This is a genomic window from Streptomyces sp. NPDC001848 (assembly GCF_042891915.1).
Lineage (GTDB): Bacteria > Actinomycetota > Actinomycetes > Streptomycetales > Streptomycetaceae > Streptomyces.
The window spans coordinates 43156-68685 of the sequence record NZ_JBIATP010000027.1 but is presented as its reverse complement, the minus strand read 5'-3'; the positions used below and the strand labels follow the sequence as shown (position 1 = coordinate 68685).

24 protein-coding genes, 1 tRNA gene and 3 pseudogenes are annotated in these 25530 nt (G+C 68.6%); 13 read left to right on the top strand and 15 right to left on the bottom strand.

What is annotated here, in order from left to right:
- Window positions 1-460: 460 nt before the first annotated feature.
- Window positions 461-1135 (top strand): carbonic anhydrase, encoded by a 675-nt coding sequence (locus ACFYZJ_RS36850; RefSeq protein WP_388576037.1) that lies wholly within the window; start codon window positions 461-463, stop codon window positions 1133-1135.
- A 461-nt stretch (window positions 1136-1596) separates the two neighbouring features.
- Window positions 1597-2097, top strand: a pseudogene (locus ACFYZJ_RS36845) (HD domain-containing protein); the annotation flags it as partial.
- On the opposite strand, the pseudogene ACFYZJ_RS36840 reads toward ACFYZJ_RS36845, so the two are convergent.
- Window positions 2095-2412, bottom strand: a pseudogene (locus ACFYZJ_RS36840) (nucleosidase); the annotation flags it as partial. The pseudogenes ACFYZJ_RS36845 and ACFYZJ_RS36840 overlap by 3 nt on opposite strands.
- Before the next feature lie 152 nt (window positions 2413-2564).
- On the opposite strand from ACFYZJ_RS36840, the gene ACFYZJ_RS36835 reads away from it, so the two are divergent.
- Window positions 2565-3080: a hypothetical protein gene (locus ACFYZJ_RS36835; protein WP_388576034.1), complete on the top strand. Its 516-nt coding sequence runs from the start codon at window positions 2565-2567 to the stop codon at window positions 3078-3080.
- A 431-nt stretch (window positions 3081-3511) separates the two neighbouring features.
- Here ACFYZJ_RS36835 and ACFYZJ_RS36830 read toward each other — a convergent pair whose 3' ends face one another.
- Entirely contained in the window at window positions 3512-4534 is a 1023-nt protein-coding gene (locus ACFYZJ_RS36830; protein ID WP_388576031.1) for a hypothetical protein, read from the bottom strand.
- A 113-nt stretch (window positions 4535-4647) separates the two neighbouring features.
- On the opposite strand from ACFYZJ_RS36830, the gene ACFYZJ_RS36825 reads away from it, so the two are divergent.
- Complete coding sequence (locus ACFYZJ_RS36825; protein ID WP_388576028.1) at window positions 4648-5211, top strand: HD domain-containing protein; 564 nt, start codon at window positions 4648-4650, stop codon at window positions 5209-5211.
- On the opposite strand, the gene ACFYZJ_RS36820 is transcribed toward ACFYZJ_RS36825, so the two are convergent.
- Together ACFYZJ_RS36820 and ACFYZJ_RS36815 are read right to left on the bottom strand one after the other, a co-directional pair.
- Entirely contained in the window at window positions 5199-5666 is a 468-nt protein-coding gene (locus ACFYZJ_RS36820; protein WP_125499773.1) for an NUDIX hydrolase, read from the bottom strand. The genes ACFYZJ_RS36825 and ACFYZJ_RS36820 overlap by 13 nt on opposite strands.
- A complete protein-coding gene (locus ACFYZJ_RS36815; RefSeq protein ID WP_388576025.1) occupies window positions 5653-6426 on the bottom strand; it encodes a helix-turn-helix domain-containing protein in 774 nt (257 codons plus the stop codon). The genes ACFYZJ_RS36820 and ACFYZJ_RS36815 overlap by 14 nt, the downstream gene beginning before the upstream one ends.
- Before the next feature lie 97 nt (window positions 6427-6523).
- Between ACFYZJ_RS36815 and ACFYZJ_RS36810 the strand changes: the two genes are divergently transcribed.
- The 6 genes from ACFYZJ_RS36810 to ACFYZJ_RS36785 all read left to right on the top strand — a co-directional run bounded on the left by ACFYZJ_RS36810 (window position 6524) and on the right by ACFYZJ_RS36785 (window position 11297).
- Entirely contained in the window at window positions 6524-7216 is a 693-nt protein-coding gene (locus tag ACFYZJ_RS36810) for an HAD family hydrolase (RefSeq protein ID WP_388576022.1), read from the top strand.
- A 105-nt stretch (window positions 7217-7321) separates the two neighbouring features.
- Window positions 7322-8224, top strand: a complete 903-nt coding sequence (locus ACFYZJ_RS36805; protein ID WP_388576019.1) for a radical SAM protein — start codon at window positions 7322-7324, stop codon at window positions 8222-8224.
- A gap of 61 nt (window positions 8225-8285) precedes the next feature.
- Window positions 8286-8858 carry a hypothetical protein gene (locus ACFYZJ_RS36800; protein WP_125499776.1) on the top strand — a complete coding sequence of 191 codons (573 nt, stop codon included), beginning with the start codon at window positions 8286-8288 and terminating at the stop codon, window positions 8856-8858.
- Window positions 8776-9438, top strand: coding sequence for an SAM-dependent methyltransferase (locus ACFYZJ_RS36795; RefSeq protein ID WP_168132383.1), 663 nt, complete (start codon window positions 8776-8778; stop codon window positions 9436-9438). Before ACFYZJ_RS36800 ends, ACFYZJ_RS36795 begins: the two co-directional genes overlap by 83 nt.
- 11 nt (window positions 9439-9449) lie before the next feature.
- Window positions 9450-10037, top strand: a complete 588-nt coding sequence (locus ACFYZJ_RS36790) for a class IV adenylate cyclase (RefSeq protein ID WP_125499778.1) — start codon at window positions 9450-9452, stop codon at window positions 10035-10037.
- 894 nt (window positions 10038-10931) lie between these two features.
- A complete protein-coding gene (locus ACFYZJ_RS36785) occupies window positions 10932-11297 on the top strand; it encodes a hypothetical protein (protein ID WP_388576014.1) in 366 nt (121 codons plus the stop codon).
- Between the two features lie 61 nt (window positions 11298-11358).
- Here ACFYZJ_RS36785 and ACFYZJ_RS36780 read toward each other — a convergent pair whose 3' ends face one another.
- The 5 genes from ACFYZJ_RS36780 to ACFYZJ_RS36760 all read right to left on the bottom strand — a co-directional run bounded on the left by ACFYZJ_RS36780 (window position 11359) and on the right by ACFYZJ_RS36760 (window position 17038).
- On the bottom strand, window positions 11359-13083 hold the full coding sequence (locus ACFYZJ_RS36780; protein ID WP_388576012.1) for a relaxase/mobilization nuclease domain-containing protein: 1725 nt from the start codon (window positions 13081-13083) through the stop codon (window positions 11359-11361).
- Entirely contained in the window at window positions 13080-13640 is a 561-nt protein-coding gene (locus ACFYZJ_RS36775; RefSeq protein WP_388576010.1) for a MobC family plasmid mobilization relaxosome protein, read from the bottom strand. The genes ACFYZJ_RS36780 and ACFYZJ_RS36775 overlap by 4 nt, the downstream gene beginning before the upstream one ends.
- A 346-nt stretch (window positions 13641-13986) precedes the next feature.
- Window positions 13987-14784 carry a DUF2637 domain-containing protein gene (locus tag ACFYZJ_RS36770; protein WP_388576008.1) on the bottom strand — a complete coding sequence of 266 codons (798 nt, stop codon included), beginning with the start codon at window positions 14782-14784 and terminating at the stop codon, window positions 13987-13989.
- A 488-nt stretch (window positions 14785-15272) separates the two neighbouring features.
- Window positions 15273-16535 carry a DUF3631 domain-containing protein gene (locus ACFYZJ_RS36765; protein WP_388576005.1) on the bottom strand — a complete coding sequence of 421 codons (1263 nt, stop codon included), beginning with the start codon at window positions 16533-16535 and terminating at the stop codon, window positions 15273-15275.
- 263 nt (window positions 16536-16798) lie between these two features.
- Complete coding sequence (locus ACFYZJ_RS36760) at window positions 16799-17038, bottom strand: hypothetical protein (protein WP_388576004.1); 240 nt, start codon at window positions 17036-17038, stop codon at window positions 16799-16801.
- Window positions 17039-17134: 96 nt separating this feature from the next.
- On the opposite strand from ACFYZJ_RS36760, the gene ACFYZJ_RS36755 reads away from it, so the two are divergent.
- Both ACFYZJ_RS36755 and xerC read left to right on the top strand, forming a co-directional pair.
- Window positions 17135-17821, top strand: a complete 687-nt coding sequence (locus tag ACFYZJ_RS36755) for a helix-turn-helix domain-containing protein (protein ID WP_388576001.1) — start codon at window positions 17135-17137, stop codon at window positions 17819-17821.
- Window positions 17818-19402, top strand: a pseudogene (gene xerC / locus ACFYZJ_RS36750) (tyrosine recombinase XerC). Before ACFYZJ_RS36755 ends, xerC begins: the two are co-directional and overlap by 4 nt.
- A 40-nt stretch (window positions 19403-19442) precedes the next feature.
- Here xerC and ACFYZJ_RS36745 read toward each other — a convergent pair.
- Window positions 19443-19727, bottom strand: a complete 285-nt coding sequence (locus ACFYZJ_RS36745; protein WP_158922448.1) for a hypothetical protein — start codon at window positions 19725-19727, stop codon at window positions 19443-19445.
- A gap of 244 nt (window positions 19728-19971) precedes the next feature.
- On the opposite strand from ACFYZJ_RS36745, the gene ACFYZJ_RS36740 reads away from it, so the two are divergent.
- A complete protein-coding gene (locus tag ACFYZJ_RS36740; protein WP_263230766.1) occupies window positions 19972-20454 on the top strand; it encodes a DUF5994 family protein in 483 nt (160 codons plus the stop codon).
- Window positions 20455-20478: 24 nt separating this feature from the next.
- Here the strand turns inward: ACFYZJ_RS36740 and ACFYZJ_RS36735 are convergent, their stop codons facing one another.
- The 5 genes from ACFYZJ_RS36735 to ACFYZJ_RS36715 form a co-directional block, all read right to left on the bottom strand.
- Window positions 20479-21702: a PP2C family protein-serine/threonine phosphatase gene (locus tag ACFYZJ_RS36735; RefSeq protein ID WP_229814390.1), complete on the bottom strand. Its 1224-nt coding sequence runs from the start codon at window positions 21700-21702 to the stop codon at window positions 20479-20481.
- Window positions 21703-21749: 47 nt separating this feature from the next.
- Window positions 21750-22250: a DUF5994 family protein gene (locus ACFYZJ_RS36730; protein WP_388575997.1), complete on the bottom strand. Its 501-nt coding sequence runs from the start codon at window positions 22248-22250 to the stop codon at window positions 21750-21752.
- 103 nt (window positions 22251-22353) lie between these two features.
- On the bottom strand, window positions 22354-23295 hold the full coding sequence (locus tag ACFYZJ_RS36725) for an STAS domain-containing protein (RefSeq protein ID WP_125499781.1): 942 nt from the start codon (window positions 23293-23295) through the stop codon (window positions 22354-22356).
- Between the two features lie 491 nt (window positions 23296-23786).
- Window positions 23787-23859, bottom strand: a tRNA-Lys gene (locus tag ACFYZJ_RS36720).
- A gap of 134 nt (window positions 23860-23993) precedes the next feature.
- On the bottom strand, window positions 23994-25529 hold the full coding sequence (locus ACFYZJ_RS36715) for an amino acid permease (protein WP_388575993.1): 1536 nt from the start codon (window positions 25527-25529) through the stop codon (window positions 23994-23996).
- Window position 25530: the final 1 nt, after the last annotated feature.

Below are 25530 nucleotides of genomic sequence, written 5' to 3'. Positions count from 1 at the left end.
GAGTGCTGTTGAACGGCGCTCCCGGACGACCTATCGCCCGACCGTGACCCCGGAGGGGAGCACCCATGTCGATACTGCGTCCACGGGTACCACCTCCTCGTTCTCTCGCACGGCCTCCGGAAACGTAGCAGTGGTCGTGTGGTCCCCCAAACAGGTTTTTGCCGAGGCTGTTTCGACGGCGGTTGTTCATCGTCTCGGAAGGCACCCGGATCGGGCCGAGGTTGATGTTCACGAGAACGGACAGCACCCGGGCCGCCGCCCGAGCCAGTTCTGTGGGCTGTCCGGAGCAATGTGGCCCGCGCCCGCTTGTGCCTGTTGCGGCTGCACCAACACCGGCCTGGACCATTGGCCTGGTCAACACGCAGTGCCGTGTCCGAGCGGCATCGAAGGGAACCGACCGATGGACAGAGCCGGACGTCCGGATCGTAGATCGCTGCTTGCCGGCGGACTTGCGGGCACAATGGTCGCGCTCGCGGGGTGCTCATCGACGAGGGCCGCCTCGTCGGCGACCGGCGCTTCACCGGCAGCGCGGCCCACCACACCCGCCACGGCATTCGCGCGGCTGATGGAAGGCAACAAGCGCTGGGTCAGCGGAAGCCTTCAACACCCCGACCGGGATCCGAACCGGCGTCAGCTCATGGCCCAGCAGCAGGAGCCTTTCGGGGCGATCCTCTCGTGTATCGACTCCCGAGTGCCGCCCGAGCTTCTCTTCGATACCGGCCTGGGTGACCTTTACGTGATGCGCACCGGTGGGCAGGCGGTCAGCCCGGTGGTCACCGGCTCTGTCGAGTACGGGCCTATGACGAGTGACACCCCTCTCATCGTGGTCCTCGGACATCAGCGCTGCGGCGCCGTCAAGGCGGCGTACACGTCCCTTCGTGACGGCAAGCCCCTGCCCGGCAACCTGCAGGCGATCGTCAAGGCCCTGCAGCCGGCGTACAAGCAGGCCGTCCGGGAGGGTGGCGCCGACCCGGTCGAGACCATGGCCCGCGCCCAGGTCAAGTTGACCGCGGCCGATCTTCGATCCAACCAGGACCTGGCCCCACTCGTGGGAAAGGGCGCCCTAGCCGTGGTGGGCGCCTACTACTCGCTCGACACCGGCAAGGTAGAAGTCCTCACCGGCGCACCCTCCTGACCGGTCGGACGAGTCGAACGGCCGACGAGGTATGCCCTGCCCACGCCACCGTAGCCGGGGAGGAGCCGGCCTGGCTCGACAAAGCCGGCCGGCCGCACGGACCACTTGCCGCCTACCGGCGGTTGCATGCCCCCGTGCAGCAGGTGTCGTCCCCCACTGCTCCCACTGCTGCCTGGACACCCGCAACCTCCGTCGCGGCGAGACCGTCGGACAGGACCGACCCGCCGCCGATCACCCTGCGGGCCCCGCGCCACATCGCCGCGACCCTCACGCGCGGAGGCGGTGGCGACACCCACGCGGTGAAGAAGACCCTGCGGCCCCCCACCATCACGCCGACCTCGGACACGTACCGCTTACGCCCCGCACACGCACGCACTCGCTGCCGACTCGACCTAGTTCGGTGCTGCTTGGTGGGGGCGCCGTGGTGTGTTCGAGAGAGCTTGGGGGGCATGAAGCCAGACATGGCCGATCTGATCACGAAGTGGGCGACGCAGGTAGCGGAATCCGAGCTCGCCGCTGAGCTTCCCCGGAGGTGGGCCCATACCCAAGGGGTGGCCGAGCGTGCCACCGAAGTCCGGGGGCTTCTCGGGGAGGACAGCGCTCTTCTCGTCGCTGCCGCGACGCTCCACGACGTCGGGTACGCACCTCGGCTGGCCGTGACCGGGTTCCACCCGCTGGACGGGGCAAGGTTCCTCCGTGACGAGCATGGGGCCGACGAGCGGCTGGTGCGGTTGGTCGCGAACCACTCTTTTGCTCTGCTGGAGGCTGAGGAGCGCGGGCTGCGGGACGAGTTGGCGTCGGAGTTTCCGTTGCTGGAGGAGCCGTTGCTGGTGGACGCTCTCGTGTACTGCGACATGACGACGACACCCGACGGTGCCCGGACCAGTGCGCGCGAGCGGATCGCGGAGATCATCAGTCGGTATGGCGCGGACAGTGTGGTCGGCCGGTTCATCCGCCGTGCGGTCCGCATGCACCTCGGTGGCGACCACGACATCCCCCGGCGAGACGTGCGCCTTGAGCGCTCCGGCGATCCCCGTAAAGAACACGGCTCGCGGCCGGACAAAACTGACAGCTCGCTCCGTAATCGCCGCAGCGGAATCATTCCCGGGTCCGGTGGCCGCCAAGTAGACGATGTAGGACGTGCCCGTGAGGCGCCCGCACTCGAAGATGGTCCCAGCGTGGTCGACGCGTCTCGGATCTTCGATCAAGCGCCGCACTGCCTGATACTCCAACGGCAGCGCGGTCAGCACCACAACCTTGTTCGATGCTTCGCCCATGTCCGCCCCTTGCCCAGCATCGCCGTGCCGTGCAGCCTCGCTACGGAGTTCCGCTCACTCGCGTTCATACCGTAGATCAACCGAACGTGTGTGAACGGGTGAACATCGGCGCGTCGTCGAACTAGGGGGTCGCCATGGCTGGTAGTGGTGAAGTGAGCGAGAGCACGATACTTCTCGCCGAGTACGCTCAGATCAAGGATGAACAGCGGGCGCGCATCGGATTCCGGGACAACTTGCTGTACGTCACGCTCGGAGCAGTGACGGCAGTGACCGGCATCGCTCTGCAGACCAAGCACCCACAACTCATGCTGGTGCTGCCACTCGTGTGCGTCGTACTCGGATGGACCTACCTGGTCAACGACGAGAAGATCTCTGCCATCGGGCGATACATCCGCACCGAGCTCACCTTCCGGCTTACGGCTGACTCCCATGAGGGGGACGCTCTCTTCGGCTGGGAGACCTTTCATCGCAGTGACTCCAAGCGGATGTCGCGCAAGGTCACACAGGCAGTTGTTGATCTCACAACCTTCCTGGGTGCCCCCTTGGGCGCACTCATCGTCTTCTGGGGCTACAGCTCAGGCAACCCCATGCTGATCGGCGCATCGATCTTGGAAAGTGCCGCGCTCGGTGGCTTGGGAGTGCAGTTCCTGCGCTATGCCGAGAGGTGATTGCCGGGATCCTGAGGGCTGAGGGACGACTCGTGGCTGCTGGGTCGGCTCGACGCAGCCCTCGGCCAGTCCAGTCGAACAGTCGCTCACGCATCGCTTACGCATCGCTCACGCAGAGGCAACAGAACCTCAGAGCGCCCCGACCGTTCAAAGTCGGCCGAGGCGCTCCTTCGCAGGTCAGAGGGGTATCCCCCCTCCCGCAGCCGTAGGCCCTGTGGGACTCGAACCCACAACCAATGGATTAAAAGTCCTGGTCAAGGCTTGCCGGGTGGTTCCGGACGCTGACTCGGTGTCCGGGACTGCCTGGTCAGAGCATGTGCGCCGTGACGGGCGGTGTGGCTCGTGACAGCTCGTGCCGCATCGTCCGCTCACGCATCGCTCACGCAAAAAGAACCTGCTGAGCAGCGCGTTCAGTACCAATGAGCGCAGTACTACTGCTTCAAAATGCTCATGATCTCGGCCGCTTTGGCGATTGCGACCCGCGGCCCGTATGCGGCCGCAGCAGCCACCACAGCTACAGCGGCCGCCAAGACGGTCTCGACTCCTGAGGGAAGCCCCGTCAGAACGGCCAGGCAAACCGCTGCTACTGGAGCGGAGACCACGGCAACCAGCCGAAGCCCTTCTCGGTTGGCCACCGGAACCGTGCCTCGAAGCCTCTGCTCTGGCAGAAGCCTGCCAGCGTTTCCGGCAGCGTAGCTGTTGCCGATCTTGGCGAGCAGCGCGGCCAGACTGCGGAGCCCACCAATGCCCTTGGTGTCAACCTGCGCCTCGGCAAGCTGCAGTTTTGCCACTACGAGGGCGGCGTGACGCTTTGTGCTGCGCTGCCGGGGAGATCCACGCCTGACGCTGTTCGAGATCCGGTGGACCCGCAGAAGCGACCGCCGAACGATGGAGCACGTGCCATCCAGATGCCGAAGCGCCTGATGCCTGGCGCTCGTATCCGCGCTGGCCACAGCCTCGCACGCCTCGATGGCAGCCATGATCGAGAGCAGGAATCTGTAACCCACGATGGCCTTGCCACGCCGGGCGGCCCACATCAGGAGGGGCAACGTCACACCAGCGAGCATCAGCGCCGGTGGCCTCAGGTCCGGTTGCACCCGCTGAGTGTCGATGGTTTTGATCACGGCGATCAACAGGTCGAAGGCCCCCATGCTGACCGCGAAGGTGAGCAGTTGATAGCGGAGTTTTACGGATCCGGCGGTCTTCCGGCCAGCCTCACGGAGATCATGGATCGGCAGGTCTGCCAAACCAAGCCGTTGGAGCGCCTGAGCTGTCGGCGCTATGTCCCGATCGGCAACCCTCGCGTTCCAGGCCGACCACCACTCTTGTATCCGGCGGATCCGACGCGCGACCCAGGCAAGCGATCGGTACGTCACCATCACTATGGCAACGAGTAACACAGCTCCGATGACCGACCGCTGGATCGCGGCTATGCGCTCCAAGTCGATGTGCATAGGAGGATCCTGGCGTGGAGCGCTGACACTCGCTGCCGACTCGACCTAGTTTGGTGCTGCTTGGTGGGGGCGCCGTGGTGTGTTCGAGAGACCTTGGGGGCATGAAGCCAGACATGGCCGATCTGATCACGAAGTGGGCGACGGAGGTAGCCGAATCCGAGCTCGCCGCTGAGCTTCCCCGGAGGTGGGCCCATACGCAAGGAGTGGCCGAGCGCGCCACCGAAGTCCGGGGGCTTCTCGGGGAGCACAGCGCTCTTCTCGTCGCTGCCGCCACCCTGCACGACATCGGGTACGCACCTCGGCTGGCCGTGACCGGGTTCCACCCGCTGGACGGGGCAAGGTTCCTCCGTGACGAGCATGGGGCCGACGAGCGGCTGGTGCGGCTGGTCGCGAACCACTCTTTTGCCCTGCTGGAGGCTGAGGAGCGCGGGCTGCGGGACGAGTTGGCGTCGGAGTTTCCGTTGCTGGAGGAGCCGTTGCTGGTGGACGCTCTCGTGTACTGCGACATGACGACGACGCCCGACGGCGCCCGGACCAGTGCTCCGGAGCGGATCGCGGAGATCATCAGTCGGTACGGCGCGGACAGTGTGGTCGGCCGGTTCATCCGCCGTGCGGCCCCTGAGATCCTCTCTTCTGTGGAAAGGGTGGAGGCGGCGCTGGCGGCTCAGCCGAGGTAGGGATAGGTGCCGGCCAGGTAGTCCCCGATCTGCTGGCGCATGCTCGGGTGGATGTCGTACTGGTCGAGGTCGGCCGGCTGGACGAAGCGCACCCCGTCGGCCTCGTCGTTGATCGTGGGAGCTCCGCCGATGGGACGGCCGATGTACGTGTTCTCGTACTGCTGGCGGATCTCTCCATCGCTGTAGGCGACGATGTGGTTCGGGTTGGTGTAGACGCCGAGGAAGCCCGTGATCTCGGCGATGATGCCGGTCTCTTCCAGACACTCGCGTACCGCGCACTCTGCCGCGGTCTCGCCGATGTCCTGTGCGCCCCCGGGAAGCGCCCACTGGCCGGTGTCACGGCGGCGCTGGAGAAGAATGGCTCCGGCCTCGTCGACGACGAGCAGGTTGCTGGCAGGGATGAGGGTGTTTGCCTTCGGGGCGGCCGGGTCGTTGTAGTACTCAGTCCTGCCCATGGGCGGTGGTCCTCTCGTGGTCGGGCGTCCACGGCCGCGCGGCGGCCCAGACGGCATCGAAGCTCTGAGCGTAACTGTCGAACCACCCAGTGCCTTCAGTCCTCTTGAGGTGGAGCAGGGGGTTGGCGCTGGCCGGCTGCCCCCAGATGTGGGGGTTGACCAGGAGGTTGTCGTCGTAGCGGAACATGGACGTGTAGAGCGTGGTGTCGTGGAGGCGTACGGCACACCCTGCCTCGCCCAGCAGGGGTCGGTAGTACGTCAGTGATGCTCGGATCTTGGCAGCAAGAGTGTCGCCGATTCCCTCTTCGCGGCCTCGGATCGCGACTGCCCGACCGTCCGGGTCACCGAAGCACAGGCGCACCCGGACCCCCTCCGCCGCGCGCTCGGAGAGCATCTTGGCTACGTGCGGATTGGACTGCGCGAAGAACGTGCCGGAGAAGACGAGGACACTGATCTCGTGCTGGGCCTCGCGCAGCAGCGAGAGCCAGACGTCCCGCGGCACGCTGGCCCGGTTTTGATAAGTGCCGACCAGTTCGGTGCCTAACCCGTCACGCGCTCGGCCGGAGCGTCGAGGCGGCGCCGGCCACAGGAAGGTCTCTTCCACGCGCAGGTGGCGAGCGACGCGGAAGCGATGCCGTGCGTGTGGAACACGCCCTCCCAGCCACCGGCTCACCGTCTTGGGGTCCACCTCGCAGACTTCCGCGAGCGATTCGGGCGAGACGCCGCGCTGCGCGAGCACAGAGTGCAGTCGCTCGTTCACAGGAGTCATGGAAGCGGTCTGGTGCATGATCGCGCAAGGACGTTATGGGACGTTGTCACGGAAGCAGAGCTCCGAAGGGACTGCCTACCCTGGCGCCATGGCGCTCATCGTCCTGTGGGACATCGACCACACCCTCATCGAGAACGCGGGGGTCAGCAAGGAGATCTACGCTGCCGCCTTCTCATCACTCGCGGGACGCGAACCGTCGGAGCCGGCGCGTACCGAGGGGCGCACGGATCGACTCATCATGCGCGACATGTTCCTTCGCGAGGGGCTACCTGTACCCAAGTGGTCCGTCATCGAGGCCGCGCTTGCGCGATCAGGGCATGACCGCCTTGATGATCTGCGCCTACGCGGGACGGCTTTGCCAGGGGTTCACGAGGTGCTGAAGGCCGCAGCCGCGCGAAGCGGTTGGGTCTCCTCTGTGCTGACAGGCAACATCGCCGCCAACGCTCACGTGAAGCTTTCCGCTTTCGGCCTCGACTCGCTGTTGGATTTGCCTGCTGGCGCCTACGGAGCGGACGCCGAGCTCCGTCCCGAACTTGTCGCGGTCGCGCGTGAACGCATACAGCAGCTCCGTGGCGTTCCGGCCGATGTGCCCGTCGTCCTGGTGGGAGACACCCCCCGCGACGTGGAAGCCGCCCTGGCCACTGGTTCCGCAATCCTTGCGGTCGCCTCAGGTGTCCACAGTGCCGAGGAGCTGGCCGCTGCTGGCGCCCACGAGATCCTGCCGGACCTGTCGGACACCAGGCGGGTTCTCGGCATCCTGGAGTCCTTCGCGGGCACGTAAAACGTCCCAGGACGTCCTCGGACCGTCCCTGAACGCGGTGACGAGGTCCCCTGGCAGACCGCCACCATCGGGGTGCCCACCAGGCAGTCAGCCGAAGGAGCCCATGTGATCGGGGAAGTCACCGGGATCAGGAAGATCCGGATGCTGTACCTGCAGCTTCTGTACCGCTGCAACTTCACGTGCCTGCACTGCTTCCACGGCAAGCGACTTCAGTACGCCGACGCCTTCACCGCCGAGGAAGCCGTCAGACTCCTCACCCTGATGCGAGACGAATACGGCACGGAGGCCGTCACCCTCCTTGGCGGGGAACCGTTCGTCCACCGGGAGCTCCCGCAGGTCGTCCGCCACGCCAAGCAGGAACTGGGCCAGCGCGTCGAGATCTGCACCAACGGATACCGGATCGAGCGCCGCCTGACCGAGATCGCTCCGCACCTGGACCTGCTCCGGGTCTCCCTTGAGGGTGTCGGCTCGACCAACGACGGCATCCGCAAGCGCGGCAGCTACCAGAGCGCCCTCAGCTCACTCAGCCTGGCACGGGACCTCGGTGTCCCGACGGGCGCGACCATGACCGTGACCTCTCAGAACATCGGCGAGGTCCTTCCCCTCGCCAGCATCCTCGGGCAGCTCGGAGTCCGGCAACTGAAGCTCCACCACCTGCGGCCGGTAGGCAATGCCGCCGACCACCCCGAGCTGCTGGTCACTGACACGACCGCCTACGGCCGGCTCCGCGAAGAGCTCGCGCAGACCAGGCTGCCGCTTGAGGTGATCGTCGACGAGGACCTCTCCGAGCACGGTGCTCCGGAGGTCTGCGCTCCGCCCGGCGGTCCTCGCGAGATCGACCGGATCGAGGCCGACCCGCGCGGTGCGCTCACCATGTCCTGCAAGGCGGTGGGCAAGGACTCCCACGCGTTCTGGTACGAGAAGGCCGCGAACCGCATCGTTCACAGGCCCTCCGCCACCGACGAGCTCACGCTCTCCGTACCGGACGTGGTGTACGCCCGTGCCTGACCAGCCGAGATTCGAGAGCCTGGAAGGCTTACGGGGCACTGGGAAGTCGACGATCGCTCCGATGCTCGCCGTTGCCCGTCAAGCCGTCCTTGTGCCCACCGTGCCAGCCTTCTACCAGCCCCTCAGGCGCGAGGTGGACAGGCGGACGAACGTCGAGGCTCGGATGTGCCTCTACCTCTCCGCACTGTTCACAGCAGCCGAAGAGATCCAGCGGCTCCTCAGAAGCGGCGTTCCGGTTGTCGTGGAGAGCTATTTCGCCCGGTGCCTAACCAGCCACCGAGCCTTGGGCGCCCGGCTCGGCGTCACTCTGCCGGCCTGGCTGCCGACTCCCGTCACGTACTACCTCGTCTGCGCTGACGACGAACGCCGGCGCCGCCTCGCAGCCCGGGACAAGCCGATATCGCGATGGGACGCGCTGGCGGAGACCGTCACGGACCAAGTGGCGGATGCCTACGCCTCGTTCCCGATGCGACGCATCGACACCACGGGGCTCACCCCCGAACAAGTCCTCCGCGTGATCACCGCCACCGATACGCAAGGAGCGCCCTCCCATGCAGACACAGAGCTTGTGGGAGCACACCCTCACCTTCTTCCCTCAGTTCCTCGCGACCCTGCGGGAACGTGTTGCTCCTGACTCCACCGTCGCCGTCGTCGGTGCGAGCGACGGCAAGTTCGTCCTGCCCCTGGCCGCCGCCGGGTACCGCGTAGTGGCCATCGAACGCGACGCGCTCGCCGTGCATGGAGGTGAGGTACGCCTCCCGGGTGACAGCCAGGTGCACGCCATGGGGTTGATCGACCGGCTCAAGCTGGAGGAACTCCACGACCGTGTGCAGGTGATCGAAGAGGACTTCCTCTCGGGGAAACCTTTGGACGTGCCGTGCGAGGCGGTCTGGACGAGCTGCTCGTGGCACTACAGTGCCAACCACCACCGCCCTCTCGCCGAGTTCGTCGATCGCATGCAGCGCCTGGTCCGCCCGGGCGGTGTGTTCGGTGCGGAGTTCATGATGCCCGTGGAAAAGCGCCATCACTTGGTGGAGCACTACACCTCTCCGGAGCGCCTGCACCGTCACTTCCTCGGGGGCTGGGACGTGCTGCTCACCTTGCGCACGAACGAGTTCACCGAGCGGCCTCACATCGGCCAGCCACACGACCACATCCATCGCATGGGCCTGCTCCTGGCGGCCCGTTCGTCCACCCTCACCGACCGTCTCTGAGAGAAGGATCCATGAAGCACGAGTATGAGGCGAAGTTCCTGGCCGTCGACGTCGCCGGCCTGCAGGCCAAGCTGGCTGCCCTCGGCGCCGTCCAGGCGCTTCCCCGCACTCTCCTCACCCGCAAGATCTTCGAGAACGACTCCCTCGACGGCGGGGCGTGGCTCCGTCTGCGGGACGAGGGCACCCGCTCAACGCTCACGCTCAAGCAGGTCACCGACGCCACGACGATCGACGGCACCAAGGAGATCGAGACCGAGGTCGCCGACCTGCACGCCATGGCCGACATCCTCCGTCGGGTCGGCCTCACCGAGGTCCGCTACCAGGAGAACTACCGCGAGGAGTGGCGCCTGGGAGAGGTCGCCTTCGACTTCGACACCTGGCCCGACCTCCCCACGTTCCTGGAGATCGAGGGGCCCGACGAGGCGTCCGTTCGCCAGGCCGCCGATCTTCTGGGGCTCGACTACTCCCAGGCCCGGTTCGGCAGCGTCGACGAGATCTACAAGAGCGAGGCCGGCCGCGACATCCTCGCCGAGCCCACCCTGCTGTTCTCCGACGGCGAGAAGCAGGAGAGTGCTTCCGCGGTGACCCAGGGATCCTGATCGAGGAAGCCGACGAGCCATGCTGACGGAAATCGCCTTACAGCACAGGGTGATACCCGGGATCGCGGAATTCGCCCGGGGCGGGCTACCCGCCCCAGCAGCCACGGACGACGGCAACGAATGGGTCGACGGTTTCTGCTGGCTCTACTGCGGCCGACGCTGGACACGCGTGCTGTGGATCGGCCCCGCGAGCGTCGCCGGCGCTCAGGCTCCCATGTACGCGTGCGGGCCCTGCATCCGCGAACTCCAAGCGCGCGTCTGGGAGTCGCTGCTCAGCAGGGACGAACCGGCTTCCTCTGATCCCTCTCCCGCAGCCACGGTCGCGGGACCGCCCTCGGCCCGACGTACCGGCAGGCACCGCGGCCAGAGCAGGTTCCTGCGACGCAGTTGAGCCCCCGCCCTGGTCTCGGAAGAGCCTGCCGTTCCCCCGCGGCACGAGCCCCGTGGCCAGGGCGGGATTCCAGTGGTACCCCAGCGTGTAAGCGGCGGCCAGCTCCACCGGGGAGGCTCCTGGGAGCCGACTCGAACTTACGATCCGCGACGCATGGTGCCAAGGAGGCGACGTTCGCCACCAGCGCCGCCATGCCCTACCCCGGAACATTCGTGTTTGTTCCCGCCCCGATTCTCGGACCGACGAGCCAACATAGGCCCATGGCCCTGCTCAGCCCCGCTCAGCGGCTCGCTGCACACGTTCGGTCTGTCCTCGGCGACGGCCCGTTCCACCCGCCAGGTGGGTGGACCCACATGGGCGCTGTCATCTGCGACGCCAGCTTCCACGCGCGCTGTAAATATGAACTGACACTTCGGCCGAGGCTTCTTCGTCTCCAATCGGCGTGGCCTGACGCTTCCACGGTCCGCGGCTTCCGAGAACGACTCGCGACGGAGGATCTTGCCGTGGCGATGAACTTCAAGAGTCCCAGGAAGGTCGCGACGGCCCACGACCTCACTGACCTGCTGGCTTCCAGTGGTGTCGATACTCGTGCCGACCTTTGTGCATGGCTTGACCACCAGGACAATCGGGCCGCTCTGCGCAAGGTGAAGGGAGTGGGGCCGAAGAGCGTCGACTACATCGGCAACCTTGTCGGCCGATCGCAGGTCGCCGTAGACGTACATCTGCGGGCTTTCGCTGCGGACGCCGGTGTCATGGAACTTCGTTACAACGAGCTCCGAGCCGCATACGAGGAAGCAGCAGCCGTTCTCGGGCACGAACCAGGGGGACTGGAGCACGCGGTATGGCGATTCAAGTCTCAGGGCGTGTGACCCGGGTTGCCAGGCAGGCCCGTTCCTCGGGCTGCCTGGCAAGCTCGACGCCTCGGCCTCGCTAGCGGCGCGATCGCACCACCTGTTGGCCGCCCATGGACTGGCTGGGCCCTGTGCCTGCGGGCAGATGTCCGATCTGCTGGCCGGCGACCGAGGCGTCGGCGATGGTGGTGCGGCGGCGGGCTGCCTCGGCGCGGCGGTTGGGTGCCGGGTTTCGTCCGGTGTGCTGGATGCGGGTGATCAACACGCGGGCGGGCTGGCGAGCGGTGGTCAGCTCACGCTGGCTGGCGGCCTCCTTTAGGAGCTGCTCGGGCCGGTGGCCACGGGCTTCGGCGTCGGCGAGGACGGTGGCGAGCGCAGGCCAGGCCGGGTCGGCGAGGATCCGTTCCGCGTGGTCGGGGACAGCAGCTCGCACGTCGTTCGCGACAACGCGACGGGCTTCCTTCCTGGGCGGTCGGACTGTGAGTTCGGCGAGCGTCGGGGCGAGGGCACGGTCTGCGGCTGCCTGAAGGTGTTGGACGGCCTGGCGGGCGGCATCGGCCTGGTGAGCATGGTCCTTCGCCTCGTGCCAGCGCCCAGCGACGACGGCGGCCCAGACGAGGGCAGCGAGCAGGGCAGCCAGCGCGCTGCCGTCAGGGCCGGTGGCCGTGTGGACGATGTCGCGCGCCGCGCTTCGCACGGCGTGGGCGGCGCGGTCTTCGGCACGAATCTGGGAGCGCTGGGCTCGGGCGAACGCCGCGGAGGCGGCTTGGAGTTCGGCGCGCAGGTTGCCAGGTGCTTTCTGGGCGGTGGCTTCGATCAGTTCGCCGAGGGCTGCAATGTGGGCCTGGGCGTGGGTGTCGTCGACCAGGTCGGTGTGGAGGGTGTCGAGTGCGTCGGTGGCCTGGTGCCAGGGGGTGCTGGGGCGGTTGCGGCGGGCGGTGGGGTGCTCTTCGGGCCAGCTGGATTCGAGGCGGGCCTTGATCTTGGGCAGGGAGAGGTCGGGAGCGATCTTGCCTCCGGAGTGGAAGATCTGCTGGCCGTTCTCGTTGAGGTCGCCGGGACGGCCGACGGCGTAACCGAGGAGGTCTCCTGACGGGCCCCGCCGGGCCTTGACCTCGATGCCGTCGGCTGCGAGGTAGGCGATGAATTCCTCGGCGTTGGTCACGTGGGGAATGGCGGCGCGGATGCGGTTCTGGAGCCATTCGGGGCTGGTCTTGTCCCAGCCGAGGCGTTCGGCCTTGTGCATCTCGGCCTGGGTGGGGCGACGGGCGCCGGTGCGGTCGCCCTTCTTCAACTGCCTAAGCCCGTAGTCCTTCTCGATCTCGCGGCAGGCGTCGCCGATGCGCAGGCCGCTGTCGTGGAGTTTGGGGCGGCGGCCGTCTTCGCGGACGGTGGTGGCGAGGATGTGGATGTGGTCGTCGGCGTGACGTACGGCGATCCAGCGGCAGGCCAGGTCGTCGTCGGCGGGGGCGATGCCGGCGGCCTGGACGATGCGCTGGGCTATCTCGGCCCACTCGGCGTCGGAGAGGTAGCGGTCCTCGGGCGCGGCGCGGACGGGGCAGTGCCAGACGTGGTCGGTGACCTTCCTTCCGAACTCGCTGTTGCGCAGGCGTACGGGCGCGTCGAGGTGGCGGGCGAGGTCGGTGAGGGTGGCGTTCTCGTCGCGGCCGGGGTCGGGCATGCCGAGCATGGCGAATCCGGCCACGATGTGCGGGTCGAGGTGTTCGTCGTGGCGGCCGGGGCCGTAGAGGTAGGCGAGCAGGCCGCGGGTGTTGGACCCGGCCGGTTTGATGGCGGCGATCACGCGGGCGCCTCCGTTTCCAGGTCGGCGGGCTCGCGCAGGGCTTCGGCGATCAGCTCCAGCAGGTCCTGGAGTTCTGCAAGGTGCCGACGGATCTCGGGTGGGGTGAGGTCGCTGTTGAGGGCTCGGGCAATCTGGTTGACGTTGACGCCGATCCGGTTGAGCTGGCGCAGGACCTGGGCGCGGAAGATGTGCGTGCGGCGGTGGTCCTCGGACAGGGGCAGGTTGGCGGTGAACCGGCCGCTGATGAATGCGAGGACGATGTCGGCGGCGAAACCGGACTCGCCCTTGTAGCCGTGCTCGGTGGCAGCCTCCTGGAGCAGGACGTGCTCGTCGCCGGTGAAGCGCAGGGGGCCGACGCGTACGGTCCGCTTGGTGCCGGTGAAACGGCGGATCGCCGGCTGGACGCTCTGCACGGCTCGATCCTCGGCGGCTGGCACGGTGGCGGGTGCGGGGTGGAGGATCTGGCGCTGGACGGTGTGGAGCGTCTCCGGGTCGGCGCTGCCCTCGGCCCCGAGCCCCTGGTCCTGCGCCCCCTGACGCTGGGCCGTCTCCGCCACCCCCGGGGCGGAGACCCCCGAAGACCGGCCTTGAGTCGGACTCGGGGTACTACTGGCTCCGCCAGGGGCACCCCGTCCGAACGCACGCCGCAGACGGTTCATCAGCGTAGAGGACTTCTTCAGCGGTATCGGCTCGTCTGGGGTGTCTTGAGGGTGGTGCGGGTTGTGCGTCACGGGCGGTGCTCCAGGAGGGGTGGGCAAGGCGGGCAATTCCGCAGGAGGGGGCGGCGGAGTGGGGACAGTCACCGCCTCGTCCACAGATGTGGATAAGCGGGCGGCGAGTGAGACCGGTGGCCGACTGGCCGGGGTGACCGGAAGGGTTCCGGTCACCCCGTGGAGATTCCGGTCAGCCGCTGTCCGGACCGGTCTCGGCGGCGGCTTCGATTTCGGACCGGAGGGTGGTCATCACGTCGGTCTGCCGCTCGCTGCTGATCGTCAGGCCCTTGGCCTTGACGGCATTCCGGAGCAGTGACCGGGTGAGCGTGCCGTGCTCGGCGAGGGCGATCCGGCCGATCTCCACGAGTTCCTCAAGCGTGGCGCCGGGCGGGCGGCCACCGCGCGGCCTGCTCTCCGCAATCTCGGACGGTGGGTTCGACGGCTGGCACGACACGGCGGTCGGCGGCACGGGCTGGGCGGGCTCGGCCGGTGCCTCGGCAAGCGTGGCGGGGGCGGTGACCGGTGGTTCCGGCGCCTGGACCGGCGCGGGTTCCGGATGGCCCGCAGGCTGGTCGACGAGCTGATGGATCTGCCGCATCAGGACGCCGAAGGCCAGCAGCGCTGCGGTCGGGGGGACCGCGGCGACCACGTAGTCGAGCAGCGGCACAGTGCCCGCGCTGCCCGTGCCGTTGACCCCGGCCACGTTGAGCGCGATGGAGCCGACCGACCCGGTGGCCGTAAGGGCGATCGCCCACCTGTCGGTCACCCGGCGCAGGCCCGCACGGAGCATGAGCAGTTCGCCCGCGACGATGAACGCATCCAAGGTCGCCGGCCAGGCCCAGCGGCGAGTGGGAGAGCTGCGCAGCCCGTGCTGTCCGGCGACCTCGGCGAGGTGTGCGTACGACAGCCAGAATCCGCTGATGGTGAGGGCGACGATGACGACTCCGGCTGCACCGAGCGTGTACCGCTCGATGTCCTTCTTGGTCATCGACAGCCGTCCTTCGTCGGGACGGTGCCCCCGGTAGGTGGGGCTGGGTGTGGGGGTAGGGAGGGTCAAGCGGGGTGCTCCTGGGGTTTGGCGGTGTGATCCGTCTTGCCGTCTTGGCCGTTGCAAGCGCAGGTCAGGGCCGGTACGGCAGGGCGTGGATGTGCCGTACCGGCGGCGTTCGGGCGTCGTCCGGCGTGTGCGGCGCGGCCTGACGGCGGGCGGCCTGCCGGCGGCGTCTCGTCGTGTCCCCGGCCGGGCGGGACGGCACTGCCACGTTGCGCCGTCCCGCTCGGCGGGGCTTTGACCTGCGGTGATACGGCGAGGACGCGTGGGACGGCGCAAGACGGATCCGGGCTGCGTCCTCCCGGCGGAGCGATTCACCATGATCGCGTTGCCGTCTTGTCGCCGGCTGCCGTCTTGCCTGCATGCCGTTTGACCTGCGGAATCACGGCAGGGACGGCAGGGACGCCCACCGGGGGATGCGGGGGTCAGTCAGTGCTGGGGGCGGCAGGCTCGGTGTCCACTGAGTGGACAGTGGGGCAGTAGCGCCGCCAGGGGTCGAGGAACTTGTTGCGCATGTAGCCCTTGCGCTGGGTTCCGTCGGGGAGGCGAACGTTGCCGGGCCTGATATCGAACTCTCGGAGCATCGCTGCCAGGTCCTTGGCGTTCAGCCCGTTGCGTCCCCACTCCGCCCAGGGGCTCTCGGCATCCTGCCGGAGCTGGTGGAGTAGTTCGTCCGTGGTAAGGCTGTCGGGCTCGCGCTGGGCTACGAACACCCTGCGGATGTCGGCGAGGATTCGGGCTCCGCCGGGCCGGTCCTCCTCTGCCTCGACCTCTGCGGCGACCATCCGTGCGCACGCCTCTCGGACGCGACGGGGCCAGGATCCGGCGGCCAGGTCCGCGATGATGACCAACGGCTCCCAGGTGTCTGCGGCCCGGTCCTCCACTGGCATGTCCGGCTCCAGGTCCGCTGCCTCATCCAGCAGCGGCCTTGCCCATGCAGCGATCCGGTCGCGCAGGTCGTGCAGAGCGGGGATGTCGCGTCGGGAGCGGAAGGGCTTGACGCGCTCGCCCTCCGCCCGGCGGCGCATACGGATCACCACAGCCCGGTCCATGATCGTGTCGGGCAGGTCACCGATCCCCGCAAGGGCTGCCATGGCGAAGGTGGCGAACCGGTGCGGGGTGTGGTCATTGCCGACGACCCGCGTGACGTAGCGGTTGCGCTGGTGGCCGGCGTTGAGCAGGCCGCGCATCTCCTCGTTCTTCTCCGCCATTTTCGGCGTTCCGAAGATGGTGTCCGCCTCGTCCACCAGGAGCGTGGGCGGCTCCTCGGTGATGGACCGGAAGACCGCAGCCGGTGTGGTGTTGATGGTGAGCATCGGCTCGTGGACCGTCTCGGTCAGCACGTCCAGCAGCCGCGACTTGCCGCACCGCTTCGCCGGCCCCACCACCGCCAGACGCGGCGCATGCTGCCACGCGGGCTGCAGGTGCGTCGCCGCCACCCACAGCGTCACCGCATCCAGAGCCTCCGGCGAGGGCAGGATCACGAACTTTGCTATCTGCGCACGCAGTTCGTCCAGCAGCGCCGAGCCGACGGTCGGCTCCGGATCCGGCGCCCGGGTCTCGGCCGCCGCGACCGACGCAGCGTGCTCGGGTTCGCCCTGGTCGGGCTTGCCCGACACCGCGACCGACGGCCATGCGGTGGCAGGGGACACGGGGGTGGAATAGGGCGCAGGGTTCTCAGGTTGCACCAGGTGGCTCCTCTTCTGCGCCGCCGGGCATGCAGGCCCAGCGGCGCGGATCGTTCGTTGGAGACGGGCGACGGGGATTCCCGAGCCTCCGGCGTTGCCGCGCCGGAGGCTCGCTGCGTTCAGAGACTGAACACGCTCTGTGTCCCGAGTCGGGACACTCGCTCGGTGCCCCGAGGGAACACGGACAGTACGTCCACCCCCGGCAACAGTCCAGCGATTCTGTGTCAGCTCAGCGCAGAACCGTCTGCTACGCTGCCGCCCCTTCACGCCGCCAGACCCAGCAGCTCCCACAAGTCCGCGGTCACCACCCGGTAGGCGTTACCCAGGCGCAGCACCTTGCACGGGTAGGCACCCCGCTTCGCCAGCTCATAGCCCTTGCTCCGGCCGAGCCCAAGCGCTCGATTGCTTGTGTCCAGGTCAACTGCCACCGGAAGCGCGAGTACCTCCTCCCGGCTCATTCCCTTCGAGCCCTTCGAGTCTCCGGCCGTCGCGTCGTCGCACATGCAGTGCGCCCCTTTCCATGCAGCCCTCGGCGAACGCGGTCATCACGTCCGGCTCCAGGCGTCTACGAACCAGGATGGCCAAGCTAATGTGTCTTCATGACACAACCCGGTTTCGATGATGGAAGTGACGAGGACGACGTCCCCGAGTGGGCGGACCGGATCAAGGCCAACGTCGCCGGCGAAGTCCGGCGCAGAAGGAAGGAGATGGGGTGGAGTGCGCAGGAGTTGGCGGACCGGTGCGAACAGCTCGGACATGCCATCCCGCGCAACGTGATCGCCAACATGGAGTCCGGCCGCCGGGCCAACCTTCCCCTCGCGGACGTCATGGTCCTGGCCGCCGCCCTGGAGACGTACCCGGTCTGCCTGATCTTCCCGGTCGGCTACGTCGAAAAGACCCAGGAACTCCCCTTCCAGCACCTCGTGCCCACCTGGGACGCCCTACGGCGCTTCACCGGGGAAGAGGACGTACCCGGCTACGACGCGGGCCTGGTCCCCGACTTCGAGCTTCACGCCAGTCTCGTCCGCACCGCTCTCGCCGCGCTCGAAGAGGAAGAACAGGCCCGGTTCGCGGCCAAGACGGCCACCAGCCGCGCCGAGAAGGAAGAAGCCGAGCGCCAGCAGGCCAAGTACGCCGATCAGGCCGTCTCGGCCAAGTACAGGCTCCGCTACCTCCGCCGCGACCTCCGCGAGGAGGGGGCCACCCCACCTGATCTGCCACCCGCACTGGGCGATGTCGACCCGCCCGAACCCGATACCGAAACCACCCCGGAGGAACGCCTTTGAAGGGCTCCACCTACCGCCGTTGCTCCTGCCGCGACCCGAAGACCGGCAAGGAACTCGGCGCCTCGTGCCCCAAGCGCAAGGGCCGCAAGCACGGTTACTACTCCATACGCCAGGAACTGCCGCCCCGCGAGGACGGCACCCGTCGCTCCTTCAGCCGCGCCGGCTACGAGTCCCTCAAGGACGCCCAGTCGGAACTCGACCACGTCCGCTCCCTGCTGGCCCTCGCGGACAAGGACGACCCCGACAGCCTCCAGCGCCTCGCCGCCATGCTGGCGGAGGTCGCGGCCGAGAAGGCCCCACTGCCGGCCATCGAGGAGACCCAACGCCGTCTGCGTGCGGGCCTGGCCCTCCGTGGCAGCCTCACCGTCGGCGAGTGGCTCGACCAGTGGTTCGCCGCGAAGAAGCGCCGCAAGACCACGCTGAACGGTTACGCCTCCCACATCCGCGTCCACCTGAAGCCGCGCATCGGCCACGTGCGCCTCGACCGGCTCAACGTCGGCCACCTGGTGGAGATGTTCGACGCGATCGCCGACGAGAACGAGGTGATCGCGGCCGAGAACGAGGCCCGCCGCGAGCAGATCGCCCGCTGCAAGCCGAGCAAACCCGGGCGACCCGTAGGGGCCGAGCGAAAGCTGCTCGCGGCCGAGCGGGCCAAGCTGGCGGAGATGAAGCCGTTCCGAAAGATCACCGGCCCGGCCACCCGGCAGGCGATCCGCCGCACCCTGCGCGCGGCGCTGAATTCCGCGATCGCCCAACAGCTGATCATCTTCAACCCGGCCTCCCACGTCGAGCTGGAGTCCGGCAGGCGCCCCAAGCCCCTCCTCTGGACCGAGGAGCGGGTCCGACGCTGGCGCGAGACGGGCGAGATCCCCGGCGCGGTCATGGTCTGGACCCCGCAGCAGTTCGGCGCCTTCCTGGACGCCGCCGAGGGTGACCGGCTGTACGCGATCTTCCACCTGATGGGCACCCGCGGCCTCCGTCGCGGCGAGGCGGTCGGCCAGGACTGGCACGAGATCGATCTCGGCGCCGGCCTCATCACTCCGGCCAAGGAGATCGTGGTGGACGGCTGGGACCTCTACGAGTCCGAGCCGAAGACAGACGGCAGCGCGAACACGATCGCGCTCGACAGCATGAACATCGTCGTGCTGCGCGACCACAAGGCCCGCCAGGACAAGGAGCGTGCGGACTGGGGCGGCGCCTGGCAGGACACGGGCAAGGTCTTCACGAAGGAGGACGGCTCCTGGCTCCACCCCGAGACGGTGTCGGAGACCTTCCGCCGTATCCTCGCCACGACCGACCTGCCCCCCCATCACCCTGCGGGACCTGCGCCACGTGGCCGCGACGCTCACGCATGGAGGCGGCGGCGACATCCACACGGTGAAGGAGACCCTCCGGCACTCCACCATCACGCTGACCTCGGACACGTACACGAGCCTGCTCCCGGAGCTCGACCGCGAAATCGCTGAGAAGGCAGCGAAGCTGATCCCGCGGTCTCGTCCGGCAGCCGCCGAACCGTCCGCCCCGGCAGCGTTCGATCCGCAGGCCACCGGCACATCCGCCCAGGCATCACACGGGGATTGAAGTCCCGGCCCGAAAAGCAGCGACCGGGCGTGGAGCCGCGTCACTCACTCGGCCTGGGATCACCCCACTCCTCTTCCTCCTCCATGTAACGGATGCCCTCATGGGACAGTGAGACGGTGGCGGGCGTCTTGTGCGACGTCCACTCGACGGTGATCAGGCCCTCGTCGGCCAGGTAGGCGCAGGCTGCGGACAGGTCGTCGTCGGGCAGCCGGAGCGCCTCGCGCAGTGCCGCCCCGCTGACCTCAGGTCGGTTGCGTTCCATGGCTCCGTAGAGTTGCCGGAGGACGGCCTTGCGGTAGGTCTTGCGTTCACGGAGTGTCGTCATGGCTGGCGCTCTCAGGCTGGTATCCGAGGCTGCTGATGCCGACAGGCAGTGGGCCTTGCGGCCTCGCTCACAGCCTCCGCCGCCCGGGTGCCCCGCCGCGCAGCCCCTCATGCGGCTTCCCCTCGCTGTATGCGGGCGTCCCGGCGATTCCCGGCGACGCCGATGCTCGCGGTGATGGGGAGTAGCGTGGTCAGAAGCGAGGCGGATCCCGTGTTCGCACCGGATCCCGGACAGGTGGTCCTCCATGACCGGCTCCGACACATCCCCTGGTTCCAGGCACCTGCCGAGCGGTGTGCACCATGCCGTGCGGCCGGGGAGTGCACTGCTCCGGCTGGAGACGACGGCATCGCGCGAAGGCGTCCTCGACGGGGCGTGGTGGCCGCGGTCGCGCGACATCGGTGCCGAGCTGCCCGCGCTGCTGAGCGCCCTCACCGAGCACCTGGGCCCCCTGACCCGCGTCGGGCTGGATGCCACGGCCTGGGAGGGGCTCCCGACCCGGATCGTCGTCGGCGACCACGTGGTACACGTGGACTCCTTCCCGGTGGGTGACGACACGGTCCTGATCACCCGGGGCGAGGGTGACCTCTTCTCGCTGCTGGTGGTCCCACCGGACACGCCTCCCGAGGCCGCCCGCGCTGCGATGGCACAGGCTGCCCTGGCCGGCAACGTCAGCGAGGCGGGGCAGATCCTCATCGACACGGGAAGCGGGCAGAGGCCGTCCGGCTGACCTTCGTCGTTGCCGGTGGTGCGGTCAGCCGCGCCACTCCACCAGGAGCAGCGTCGCGTCGTCCGTCGTGTGTCCGCCCCGTGCTCGCTTGAGGGTGTGCGACAGGGAGCGCGCCACCGCCCGGACCCCGCGACCGGTCCTCTCCAGCCGGTTCACGCAGTCGATCAGCTGGTCCTCACCGAACTGCTCCTCACCCACGGCGTGTTCCTCGATCAGTCCGTCCGTGAAGCAGAGGACGCGGTCTCCACGCTCCAGGTCCAGCTCACTGACCTCCGGCGCCGGCCCGCCCAGGCCGACCGGGAGGGTCGTGGGGGCGACCAGCCGACGCGCGACGCGGTGATCGCGCACGAGTATCGGTGGCGGGTGTCCCGCATTGACCCAGTGCATCCGCCCCGTGGCCGTGTCCAGCCGCATCATCTGGGCGGTGACGAAGTGGTCCGGGCCGAACTGGTGTACCACGGCGACGTCCATGGCGGCGTAGATCTCCGACAGGCCGGTGCCGAGGCGGCGGGCGTGACGGTAGGCGCCGATGGCCACGGTGGCCATGGTGGCCGCGCCCAGGCCGTGCCCCATCGCGTCGATCATGGCCACGTGGAGGATGTCACCGTTGAGCGCGTAGTCGAAGCTGTCCCCCGCCACGTCGTAGGCGGGCTCCAGGATCCCGGCCACGGCGACCCGCGGCATGACCATGGCCAGAGGCGGCAGCAGGGACCACTGGATCTCGGCGGCGACGCTCATCGGTTCACCGCGGCGGGTGGAGAAGAACAGGTCGGAGTAGCCGTGCTTGGTCACCAGCAGGTCGGCAACCAGGCCGGAGAGCCTGGCCAGCAGCCGCCGGTCGTCGTCATCGACCCGGTCCAGCGTCACGGCCATGACGCCCACCTGGTCGCCGCCGTCCAGCAGCGGCAGGTGGACCCGTACGCCGTCGGCCTCGGGCATCTCGACGGGCTGGGCGTCGAGAAAGCACCGGCCCGCGACGGAAGCGTCGATGTCCTGCGGATCCCCGCCCGTGAGGCCCTCACCGCGCAGAGGTACGAGCAGCAACTGGCCGTAGTCCTGGAGCAGCACCTGCGGACGGCGGCCGCCGAGCCGCTCCACCACGTCGGCGACCAGCGGTCCGATGAGGTGGGGCGGGAGCTCGTGCGCCCGGTCGAGAACCGCCCCCAGAAGCGCTTCCCCGAAGCTCTCGGAGCGGTCCGTGCCCGGTTCGGCCGTCATCAGCTCACCCACCGTGATCCACACGGACATCGGCGGCGGGGTCGACCGGCGAATGGACTACCCGTCCCATCACTCCATCATGGGCCGTGCTGTTCCCCTGCGCCCTCCCGGCCGAAGCTGTCCTCGACATGTGCCAAGGTGCGCTGAGCCGACAGCGGATTCCACGGATCGGCGGCGGCGGTCAACAGGCATTCGGCGGTTCCGGCCGGCTCGTCGGGCGGGACGACCAGCAGCTCCCAGCGCCCCAGGGTGCCGCAGTCCAGGGTGATGGCATGCTCCTCGGCGGTGGCGTCGCTCAGGACGACCTCGATCACGTGGTCCGGCGCCGACACGGTCAGTGGCGCGTCAGGCCAGGCCGCAGCGCCGACCGTGACGCGGGTGACCGTGCCAAGGCCGGGGTCGAGCGAGCCCACGAGCGCGGGCAGCTCCAGTTCCAGGGCGTCGCAACGCGGCCACCACGCTCCGTCCAGCGGGCCGTGGCTGGCCTCCGGCGTGAGCCTCAGCCGGGCCAGCGGCATCCTGTACGTGTGCGCGTCACTCGGCGGCCGGTCTCCTGCGGGCGGTGTGGGGGAGTCCATCGTGCGATCCCGTCCGGGCGGCCTGGAGCTGCCCTCGTTCGCCACTCGCCGGGAACGGCGCTGTCCTGATCATGCGCCCGACATGCTCTCGGTGTCTTCAAGGCTACGCCCGGCTTGGAACGGCGGCCCGAGGCGCAGGCAGCGAAGATCCGCTCTCCCGGAACAGGGTCAGCACGCAAGGAGCGCCCCGACCGGGCAGCCCGACCATCTCCCCGTGGTTCCGCCAGCCCCACGAGTCGTAGGCGGCTTGTCCGGCCCGGTCGGCCGGAATCAGCAAGGCCACTCCGAGCTCGGTGCGCTCATCGGCCAGCAGACGCTGTTGCAGACGGCGGCCGATGTCGCGGCGCTGTGGGTGCTGGTGCGCCACGACCTGGGTGAGGAGCAGGAACCGGGCACAGCCGGTGAGCCGTTGGACGCTCTCCTGCAACCCCTGCTCGGACCGGCTGACGGGACTCACCGGAAACCCGAAGACGCACCCCACCAACACCGTCGTCTCGGCCACCAGCAGCGCGAAGCCAGGCCGTCGGGCGCTGACGGCAAGCCGCCGCAGGAAGTCGTCCCGCAGGAAGGGGCCGGCCACGGCCAGGTCGGCGATGTCCTCGCTCATCCCCTCCACCTGCCGGCGAGTCAGCCTGCGCAGGCGGATCCCGTCCTTGACGACCGGCGCACCGGCGCGGTCGCCGGACGTCTGCGTCCCGCCGGCCGACGGACCCGCCGCGGACGGGTCCAGCAGATCGCGGAGCAGGGGCGCGGAGCCGGTGAAGGCGAGGAGCCGGGTGATCTGCGCGCACGGATGGTGCAGGTGCAGGCAGGCGTGCACGCGGCCGGCATGCCGTGACGCCGCCAGGAAGACGTCCAGGCCCTTGGCGTCACAGGAGCCGACCGTGGTGAGATCGACGTCGATGGCGGTCATGCCGTCGCGCAGGCACTGCTCCAGCGCGGCCCGCAGCAGGGGCGCCGAGGCCGGCCAGATGTCGCCGACGAGCGTGACGAGGGCCCGCTCCCCCCGGTCACGCCGGTGGATGTCCAGGCGCTGCACGGCCATCACCCCGCCCTTCGGCAGGGAAACGCAACGACCAGGGAAGGGTGCGGAGTTGTTGTGATCGCGGCGGGCATGATTGCCGACCCGTCTCCGCACCGCCGCTCGGACGGCCCGGGGTTCGTCTCTCGCCGAGGACGACCCGGCAGGACGGCCGGAGTGCGTGATGCCCTCGGTATCTCCACCGTACGCCGCCGGCCGACTCGACCCGCAGCACCGGACGGGCTCACCCGTAAGGCCCGTAAGGAGCGCACCGCCTGCCGAGGCTCATGGAGACATCCGGGGCAGACGGCCCACTCGTGGGGCACACTGCCGTACCTCACGCCCGCCGGGTATCCGCTGAGGGCGGTCTCACACAAAACCGCCGCAGGTGGCCGCTCTTCCCGCTCACGCATCGCTCACGCAGGAGCCCGGAAACGAAGCAGCGTCCGAGCCAGCTGACGCCGGCTCGGACGCTGCGTAGCAGGCCAGGGGCCATATCCCCCGCCTGCCAGCCGTAGGCCCTGTGGGACTCGAACCCACAACCAATGGATTAAAAGTCCACTGCTCTGCCAATTGAGCTAAGGGCCCTGGCGATGTTGCCTCCCCGAGCATAGCCCGACGAGGCCGTGTCTCAGATCGAGTATCGGGGAGGCGGGCCGGAAGTGTTCGCTGTGGGTGACATCGGAGTGGGTGGCGGGCGGCCGTGCGGGTGGCCGGTGGGGTCAGGGGTCGGCCGGTTCGGGGGCGCCGGAGCGCGCTGCCTCGCGGATGCGGGTGCGTTCGTGGTCGGGGTTCAGGAACCAGTGGCGGGCGGAGGCCAGCCACCAGGTCGCGGCGAAGCCGAGGACGACCAGGACGGCGACCGGGGCGTAGTTGAACGTCTCCCAGGTGACCGGGGAGACCTGCGGGAGCATGAAGAGGATCGTGATCACGACGACCCAGGCCACCGAGATCACGCCGATCGGCTGGGACCAGCGGCCCAGGTGCCAGGGGCCGCGTTCGAAGGCCTCGCCCCGGCGGACCCGCAGCAGGGTCGGGATGACGTAGGCGATGTAGAGGCCGATCACCGCGATCGACGTCACGGCCGCGTACGCGGTCACGTTGATCAGGTAGGGCAGCCCCAGGGCCAGTGCCCCGACCACCGCCAGCCACACCGCCGCCACCGGGGTCCGCGTGCGCGGGCTGACCGTGTGCCACACCTGCGAGAAGGGCAGCGCGCCGTCGCGCGAGAACGCGTAGATCATGCGGCTGTTCGCCGTCACCGACGCCATCCCGCAGAACAGTTGCGCGCCGATCACCACGAGCAGCAGCAACTTGCCCGCACTCGCTCCGAGGGCGTCGAGCAGGATCTGCGCGGGCGGCGCGCCCGTCGGGGAGGCGAGTTCCTTGTCGTAGGACTGGATGGCGAAGGTGAAGCCCAGCAGGAGGACGAAGCCGGCGATCCAGGAGGTCCAGATGGAACGGACGATGCCCTGCGGGCCCGCCGTGGACGCGTCGTGCGTCTCCTCCGTCATGTGGGCGGAGGCGTCGTAGCCGGTGAAGGTGTACTGGGCCATCAGCAGGCCGAGGAGGACCACGTAGGTGCCGCTGCTCCAGCCGGTGTTGTTCACGAACTTGGTGAAGACGAAGGACGCCGACTGGTGGTGGTCCGGTACGAAGGCCAGGGCGCCGACGATGACCGCGACGCCGAGCACGTGCCACCACACGCTGACGCTGTTGAGGAGGGCCACGATGCGGACGCCGAAGGTGTTCAGCAGACCGTGCAGAAGCAGGATCGCCGCGAAGAGCAGGACCGTGCGGCCGGGCGTGACCGCGAAGTCGAACTGGAGGTTGAGGTACGCGCCCAGGAAGGACGCGGCGCCGAAGTCGATGCCCGCCGTCACAGCCACCTGGCCCAGCACGTTGAACCAGCCCGTGAACCAGGCCCAGGCCGCGGCCGAGCGCGGTGGCGCCAGGCGGTGGGCCCAGAAGTACAGGCCCGCGGAGGTCGGGTAGGCCGAACAGATTTCGGCCATCGACAGGCCGACGAACAGTGTCATCAGGCCGACGGCCACCCAGCCCCAGGTGATCACGGCGGGGCCGCCGGTGTTCATCCCGAAGAGGTAGAGGGTCAGGCAGCCGGAGAGGACCGAGATGATCGTGAAGGAGACCGCGTAGTTGGAGAACGCCGACATCCGGCGCGCGAGAACCTGTGTGTAACCGAGCTGGGCCAGCCGCTCTTCGTCCGACGGCCCACTCGCTCTGACGTCATCTGTCATG